Below are 2,400 nucleotides of genomic sequence, written 5' to 3'. Positions count from 1 at the left end.
TAATCCTCAGTTAAAAGACATTTGCGATCGCATTTCACAATGGTTTTACGACAATTCTTATTCAATCACTTTGGATCAAGGTTCATTACTTTTGCTGAATAATCATCGTTTTCTTCATGGGAGATCAAAGGTTTGGGACAAAAATCGTCACCTAGAGAGAATTTGGTTAGGTTGAGTTTTTGCCACTTTTTTGGACATGACGCTCTCCTTACGAATAGTAAGGAGAGCGTCATGATTCCGTTAAAGTTTCCAACTATTCCTATTTAACCCAATAGGTAGGGGCTAAAAATAGTTGATCAAAACAATGATATTGTTACCGAAGAGGTTTCCAACTATTCCTATTTAACCCAATAGGTAGGGTTGCGCTTATTTCAGGCTGCAGTCAGAAGGAACCAGCTGTTTCCAACTATTCCTATTTAACCCAATAGGTAGGGGCCCCGTAGAATCAAATCTTTTTCGCCGCTGCGTGGAACGTTTCCAACTATTCCTATTTAACCCAATAGGTAGGGTCTTCTTAAAAAACTCTCTCATTGATCGTCAAGGGGAAAATGTTTCCAACTATTCCTATTTAACCCAATAGGTAGGGAAGATCCGCCAGTTACGATTTCACCATCTTTATGTTTCCAACTATTCCTATTTAACCCAATAGGTAGGGGGTTTCTTCTTTTCTAGATAAGCAGAAATCCTTAGCGTTTCCAACTATTCCTATTTAACCCAATAGGTAGGGAATGAGGTAATTGTTGATTCGAGTGGACAGTGTAAATGGGGTTTCCAACTATTCCTATTTAACCCAATAGGTAGGGAATACGACACGCAGAGGTTTTAACTTGAAAGTAAATTTGGTTTCCAACTATTCCTATTTAACCCAATAGGTAGGGGTCACTTAGTATCTGTCCTCTTATTTGGGATAGGCGGATCGTTTCCAACTATTCCTATTTAACCCAATAGGTAGGGTCTTGTAATCGGTATCCTGTGTTTATTTGCCTATCTATCGTTTCCAACTATTCCTATTTAACCCAATAGGTAGGGCCGAAGAGTTTGAAGTGACAAAAAATGACAAAGAGTTTCCAACTATTCCTATTTAACCCAATAGGTAGGGTGAAAGTTAAAAATGTTTGTTTAGATCAAGTAATTGGTTTCCAACTATTCCTATTTAACCCAATAGGTAGGGGGCAGCTACAACACTTCCCCAAACAATTCCGTCCATCGTTTCCAACTATTCCTATTTAACCCAATAGGTAGGGTATCGCCACAATACTATCAGGATTGCTACACTGGCGGTTTCCAACTATTCCTATTTAACCCAATAGGTAGGGTGGTCTCGACGATATGAATGGGAGTGTCTGGAAGTAAAGCGTTTCCAACTATTCCTATTTAACCCAATAGGTAGGGGGCATTGCCTTTAGCAATACCGTGTATATTACTATATATCCTGTTTCCAACTATTCCTATTTAACCCAATAGGTAGGGTTTTTTTTTTTTCTTTCTATCGGGGCCGCCTCTGAAGAAGTTTCCAACTATTCCTATTTAACCCAATAGGTAGGGTTTAGAAGAGCAAGCTCTTCTAAAAGCTGTCGAAGAAGAAGCTAAGTTTCCAACTATTCCTATTTAACCCAATAGGTAGGGGGCCAGATGCACAAGAAAACGGTGATGCGCCGTAATCTTGGTTTCCAACTATTCCTATTTAACCCAATAGGTAGGGCATTATTTCGTTATCCCGGGAAAAAGTTGAAAGTGGTTGTTTCCAACTATTCCTATTTAACCCAATAGGTAGGGAGCTGATGGCATCATTTGGTCATCAAGACTCGGAACGTTTCCAACTATTCCTATTTAACCCAATAGGTAGGGGTTTTGGAATCCAAAACATTGACGATTCCTACTATTGTCTGATGTTTCCAACTATTCCTATTTAACCCAATAGGTAGGGGAGGGACAAAACATCCTTCGGGATGTGCGGTTGAAGGTTTCCAACTATTCCTATTTAACCCAATAGGTAGGGTCTACCAATGTCGCCAAATTCGCGGGCACAAACATTTTGAAATCCCGTTTCCAACTATTCCTATTTAACCCAATAGGTAGGGACGTGACAACGCTGTAGCTAACTTAAATAACCCTCTAGGCTAGTTTCCAACTATTCCTATTTAACCCAATAGGTAGGGCTGAAGAAGGCCAAGGAGCTTTCAGAGCCGTAGTTACTAAACTGTTTCCAACTATTCCTATTTAACCCAATAGGTAGGGTGGTGGATTTGAAAGGTCTAATACTATACGCCATTCCAGGTTTCCAACTATTCCTATTTAACCCAATAGGTAGGGTTTAGAAGTAACAGAAAAACCCTCAGGGGTCACAATACTGCTCGGTTAAGCGAGGAGGGAATCACAGTTCGCGTGTAATTTTCGCGA

1 protein-coding gene and 1 CRISPR repeat array are annotated in these 2,400 nt (G+C 40.0%); the gene reads left to right on the top strand.

The genetic code is table 11. The features are described from left to right. Positions 1–175 (top strand): TauD/TfdA family dioxygenase (locus tag VB691_RS25915; RefSeq protein WP_416245501.1); only part of this gene is annotated, 175 nt, incomplete at its 5' end. A 70-nt stretch (positions 176–245) separates the two neighbouring features. Next, positions 246–2,313: direct repeats of the CRISPR family, unit length 36 nt; unit sequence GTTTCCAACTATTCCTATTTAACCCAATAGGTAGGG. Positions 2,314–2,400 lie beyond the last annotated feature (87 nt).

The organism is Crocosphaera sp. XPORK-15E, from assembly GCF_034931425.1.
Taxonomy (GTDB): Bacteria; Cyanobacteriota; Cyanobacteriia; order Cyanobacteriales; family Microcystaceae; genus UHCC-0190.
Note: the sequence above shows the minus strand (reverse complement) of the source record. Positions and strands in the feature narration are given on the sequence as shown.